Genomic DNA, 5,941 nt, shown 5'->3' on the forward strand with positions numbered 1-5,941 from the left:
GTGCCGCTGGAGGCGGTGAAGTTGGCGTCGCCGTTGTAGGTGGCCGTGATGGCGAATGGGCTGCCGGACGTCCCGCCGAAGACATGGGAGACGGTCGCGATGCCGCCGGACAGGGGCGCGGACGCCGCATTCGTGCCGTCCCCGAAGGTGAACGTGACGGTGCCCGTCGGATTCCCGGCCCCCGGTGCGACGGGCGCGACGGTGGCGGTGACGGTGACCGGCTGGCCCGCCACGGACGGGTCGGGCGAGGTGATCACGGCCGTGGCGGTGGCGGCCTTGCTGATCGTCTGGGTGTCGGTGCCGCTGGACGAGGCGAAGTTGTCGTTGCCGTTGTAGGTGGCCGTGATGGGGTACGGCGTGCCGGACGTGGCGGCGTAAGCGTGGGTGACGGTCGCGATGCCGCCGGACAGGGGCACGGTGGCGGGACTCGTGCCGTCGCCGAAGGCGAAGGTGACGGTGCCGGTCGGGCTTCCGGCTCCCGGGGCGATGGATGCCACGGTGGCGGTGATGGTGGTGGACTGGCCGACCACCGTGGGATCGGGCGAGGAGGTGACGGCGGTGGTGGTCGAGGACGGGGTGACGGTCTGGGTGTCGGTGCCGCCGGACGCGGTGAAGCTCGCGTCCCCGCCGTAGTTCGCGGTCACCGTGTACGGGCCGCCCGCGCTGCTGTACGTATGGGTGATCCGGGCCACGCCGCCGATGACCGGCACCGAGGCCGTCGAAGTGCCGTCGCCGAAGTCGAAGGTGACGGTGCCGGTCGGCACCCCGGCGCCCGGCGCGCCCGGTGTCACGGTCGCGGTGAAGTTCACCGGCTGGCCGACCACCGAAGGGTCCGGGGCGGAGATCACCGTCGTGGTGGTCGACGCCGGGTCGACCGTCTGGACGTCCGTGCCCGATGAGGTACTGAAGTTGGCGTCCCCGCTGTAGTCGGCGGTGACGGTGTAGGGGCTGCCCGCCGCACTCGCGTACGGGTGGGTGGCGGTCGCCACGCCGCCGGAGAGCGGTGCGGTGAGGAGCGCCGTGCCGTCGCCGACGTTGAACGTGACGGTGCCGGTGGGCACCCCGGCGCCGGGCGGGGTCGGTGCGACGGTCGCGGTGAATGTCACCGCCTGGCCGGTCACCGAGGGGTCCGGGGAGGAGACGACCGTGGTTGTGGTGGTGGCGGCTCCGGCCGACACCGTGTGGGTGTCGGTGACGGTGGCGGAGGCGAAGTCGGCGTCCCCGCTGTAGTCGGCCGTGGCCGGGTAGGGGCTGCCGGAGCTGTCCGCGTAGGTGTGGGTGGTGGTCGCCACGTCGCCGGACACCGGCGCCGTGACCGTGGGGGTGCCGTCGCCGAAGTCGAAGGTCACGGTCCCGGTGGGGGCGCCCGCGCCCGGAGCCGCGGCCGAGACCCGGGCGGTGAAGGTGACCACCTGCCCGGCCACGGACGCGTCCGGGGAGGACACCAGGGTGATGGTGGTCGGAGCCGGGCTGACGGTCTGGGTGTCGGTGCCGGAGGAGGCGGTGAAGTCCGGGTCTCCGCCGTACTCGGCGGTGACGGTGTAGGGGCTGCCGGAGGTACCGGCCCAGGCGTGGGTGGCGGCGGCGGTGCCGCCCGCAACGGGTGCGTTGACGGTGGGGGTGCCGTCGCCGAAGTCGATGGTGACGGTGCCGGTGGGGGTTCCGGAGCCGGGTGCGGCCGCCGTGACGGTGGCGGTGACGGTGACCGGCTGGCCCGCCACCGAGGGGGCGGGCGAGGTGGTCACGGCGGTGGTGGTCGCGGCCGGGCCGACGGTCTGGGTGTCGGTGCCGGTGGAGGCGGTGAACCCGGCGTCCCCGCCGTAGTGGGCGACGATGGTGTACGGGCTGCCCGAGGTGCTGGCCCAGGTGTGAACGGCGGTGGCGGTGCCGCCCGCCAGGGGCGCGGTGACGGACTGGGTGCCGTCGCCGAAGTCGATGGTGACGGTGCCGGTGGGGGTTCCGGAGCCGGGTGCGGCCGCCGTGACGGTGACGGTGACAGGCTGGCCCGCCACCGAGGGGTCGGGCGAGGAGCTGACCACCGTCGTCGCCAAGGCGGGCCGCACGATGTGGGACTCGGTGTCCACGGAGCCGGTGAAGTCGATGTCGCCGCCGTAGGTCGCGGTGGCCGTCACGGGCCCGCCCGCCGTGCTCGTATAGGTGTGCTCGGTCGTCGCCGTGCCGTCCATCACGGGGACGTCGACCGTGGGGGTGCCGTCCCCGAAGTCGAACGTCACCGTCCCGGTCGGCGACCCGTCCCCCGGAGAGTCCGGCACCACGTGGGCGAAGAACGTCACCGGCTGGCCCGTCACCGACGGCTCGGGCACCACGCTGATGGTGGTGGTGGTCGCCGCCCTGCCCACGGTCTGCGGTTCCGTTCCCGTGGAGCCGGTGAAGTCCTCTTCGCCGTTGTAGGTGCCGGTGACGGTGTACGGGCTTCCCGCGGTGCTCTCCCACATATGGGTGACGGTGGCGGTGCCGCCCGTCACGGGGGCGTCGACGGTGGGGGTGCCGTCGCCGAAGTCGAAGGTGATCGTGCCCATCGCGCTCCCGGCGCCCGGCGCGACGGGCACCACCGTGGCGGTGACGGTCACCGGCTGGCCCACCACCGAGGGATCGGGCGAGGTGTCCACCGCGGTGTTGGCCGACGCCGGGTTGACGTAGTGGGTGTCCGCCCCGGCGGATCCGGTGAAGTCGGCGTCTCCGCCGTAGTCGGCCGTGAGGGTGAACGGGACTCCCTCGGTGTCGGTCCAGATGTGGGCGGTCGTCGCCTCGCCCTCCATGAGGGGCACCGTGACCGGCGCCGTACCGTCGCCGAAGTCGATGGTGACGGTGCCGGTGGGGGTTCCGCCGCCGGGTTCCGCCGCCGAGACGGTGGCGACGACGTCCACCGGCTCGCCCACCACGGAGGGGTCCGGCTCGGTGATGAGGGCCGTCCTGGACGGGGCCTGGACGACGGTCTGGGTGGTGGTGCCGGTGGAACCGGTGAAGTTGACATCACCGCCGTACGTGGCCGTGACCGGGTACGGACTGCCCGAGGTACCGGCGTACGCGTGGTCGGCGGTCGCCACCCCGGCGGCGACGGGCACCACGGCCGGGGTCGTGGCGTCGCCGAAGTCGAACGTCACCGTGCCCGTCGGGGCACCGCCGCCCGGCGCCTGCGGGGTCATGGTCGCGGTGAACGTGACCGTCTGGCCGGAGACGGACGGGTTCGGCGCGGAGGCCACGGTGGTGACCGTCGTGGCCTGCACGACCGTCTGGGACTCGGTGTCCACCGAGGTGGTGAAGTCGGCGCTGCCGTTGTAGGCGGCGATGATCGAGAAGGGACTGCCGACGGCGCTGGTGTAGGCGTGCGTGACGACGACGGCCCCACCGGCCAGGGGCACCGCGGCGGGCGCGGTGCCGTCGCCGAAGTCGACGGTCACGGTGCCGGTCGGGGTTCCGGCGCCCGGTGCCACCGCCGTGACCGTGGCGGTCACGGTCACCGGCTCGCCCACCACCGCGGGGTCCGGCGCGCCGGTCAGCGTCATGGTGGTCGCGCTGGGGAGCACGGTCTGCGTGGTGGTGGCGTCGGACGCGGTGAAGTCGGTGTCACCGCTGTACGCGGCCGAGATCGTGTACGGGCTGCCGCCCGTGGCGTTGTACGCGTGCGTGACCGTCGCCAGACCGCCCACGGTGTCGACGGTGACGGTCGGGGTGCCGTCGCCGAAGTCGAAGGTGACGGTGCCGACGGGGGTGCCCGTCGCCGGGAGAACGGTCGATACGGCGGCCGAGACGGTCACCGGCTGGCCGACCGTGGAGGGGTCCGGCGACGAGGAGACCGTGGTGGTGGTGTCCGCCGGGTTCACGGTCTGGGTGTCGGTGTCGGTGGAGCCGCTGAAGCTCCCGTCCCCGTTGTAGGTCGCGGTCACGGTGTACGGGCTGCCCGCGGTGTGGACGTACGCGTGGACGGCGGTCGCGACTCCCCCGGCGAGGGGCGCGTGGATCGGGTCGGTGCCGTCGCCGAAGTCGAGAGTGACCGTGCCGGTCGGGGTGCCGGTGCTGCCCGGTGCCGGGGCGACGGTCGTGGTGACGGTGACCGGTTCCCCCGTCATGGAGGGGTCCGGGCCGGTGCTGACCGTCGTCGCCGACGGGGCCAGGGTGACCGTCTGGGTGTCGATTCCGGCGGAGCCCGCGAAGTTGGCGTCGCCGTTGTAGATCGCGGTGATCGGGTAACCGGTGCTGGCGGCCGTGTAGGTGTGGCCGACCGACGCCGAGCCGCCCGTGAGCGGAACGGTGGCGGTGGCGGTACCGTCACCGAACCTGAACGTCACCGTGCCGGTCGGGGTGCCCGAGGCGGGCGGGACGGCCACGACGGTCGCGGAGAGCGTGACCGCGTCGCCCACGACCGACGGATCCGGGGCGGAGGTCACCGTCGTCGCCGTGGTCGACACGCTCACGTCCACGTCCTGGGCGGCGGTCCCGGGGGAGGTGGTGAAGTCGCCGTCACCGCTGTAGGTGGCGGTGACCGTGTACGGGCTGCCCGCCGTACTGGTGTAGGCGTGCGTGGCCTGGGCCCGGCCACCGGAGACCGGTGCGGTGACGGTCGCGGACCCGTCGCCGAAGTCGAACGTGACCGTGCCGGTCGGGTCACCGGCACCCGGGGCGACCGGTGACACCCGCGCGAACATCGTCACGGTCTGGCCCACCGCCGACGGATTCGCCGACGACGTCACCCTGGTGACGGTCGAAGCCGGGGCGACCGTGTGGCTGATGGTGTCCTCGGAGGGCGCGAAGTCCGCGTCACCGCTGTACGCGGCGGTGATGGTGTAGGGGCTGCCGACCGCGCTGGCGTAGGCGTGGTTGACCGTCGCCGAGCCCGCCACGAGCTGGGCGGTGACGACCGGGGTGCCGTCCCCGAAGTCGAAGGTGGCCGACCCGGTCGGGACGCCGACAGCGGGCGCCTCGGGAGTCACGGTGACCGTCACCGTCTCGCCGGTCACGGACGGGTCGGGCGAGGCGGTGACCGTGGTGGTGGTTGAGGCCTGCTCCACGCTCTGGAGGGCGGTGCCGGTGGACGCCAGGAAGTTGGCGTCGCCGCTGTAGGTGACGGTGACCTGGTACGGGGTGAGCGACGCGTGGACGTAGGCGTGGTCGAGGTCGGCGGTGCCGCCGGACAGCGGCTCGGTGACGGGCGCGGTGCCGTCGCCGAAGTCGAAGGTGACGGTGCCGGTCGGGGGGCCCGCGGCGGGCGGCACCGCGTCGACGGTCGCCGTGAACGTGACCGTCTGGCCGGTCACCGAGGGCGACGGCGTGGCCGTCACCGTCGTCGCCGATACGGCCTGGTCGATGGTGCTGGAGCCCGCGCCGGCCGAGGCGTTGAAGTTGCCGTCCCCGCTGTAGGTGGCGGTGACGGTGAGCGGGCTCTCCGTCACGTCCGGACTGGTGTGGCCGACCATCGCCGTACCGCCCACGACGGGAGTCGTGACGGGCGGGCTGCCGTCGCTGAACGTGAACGTCACGGTGCCCGCCGGCGCACCGGCCGCCGGGGCCTCGGGAACGACCTGCGCCACGAACGTCGTCGACTGCCCCACGGCGGTGGGATCGGGCGCCGAGGTGACGGCGGTGGTGGTGTCGGCGGGCTGGACGGTCTGGGTGTCGGTGCCGCTGGACGGGGTGTAGTCGGCGTCGCCGTTGTAGGTCGCGGTGACGGTGTAGTCGTCGGCGTCGGAGTAGGCGTGGGTGGTGCTCGCGGTGCCGCCGGTGAGGGTCGCGGTGACGGGCGGGGTGGTGTCGCCGAAGTCGAAGGTGACGGTGCCGGTGGGGGTGCCCGCGCCGGGCGGCACGGCGGCGACGGTGGCGGTGAAGGTGACCTCCTGGCCCACCGTGGACGGGTCGGGCGCGGTGGTGACGGCGGTGGTGGTGTCGGCGGGCTGGACGGTCTGGGTGTCGGTGCCGCTGGACG

1 protein-coding gene is annotated in these 5,941 nt (G+C 73.6%); it reads right to left on the reverse strand.

The genetic code is table 11. The annotated features are described in order from the left end of the window. Positions 1-5,941: Ig-like domain repeat protein (locus ACZ6CL_RS15270; protein ID WP_468936076.1), on the reverse strand; the 5,941-nt coding region annotated here is incomplete at both ends.

The organism is Streptomyces sp. NPDC041200 (genome assembly GCF_055591805.1).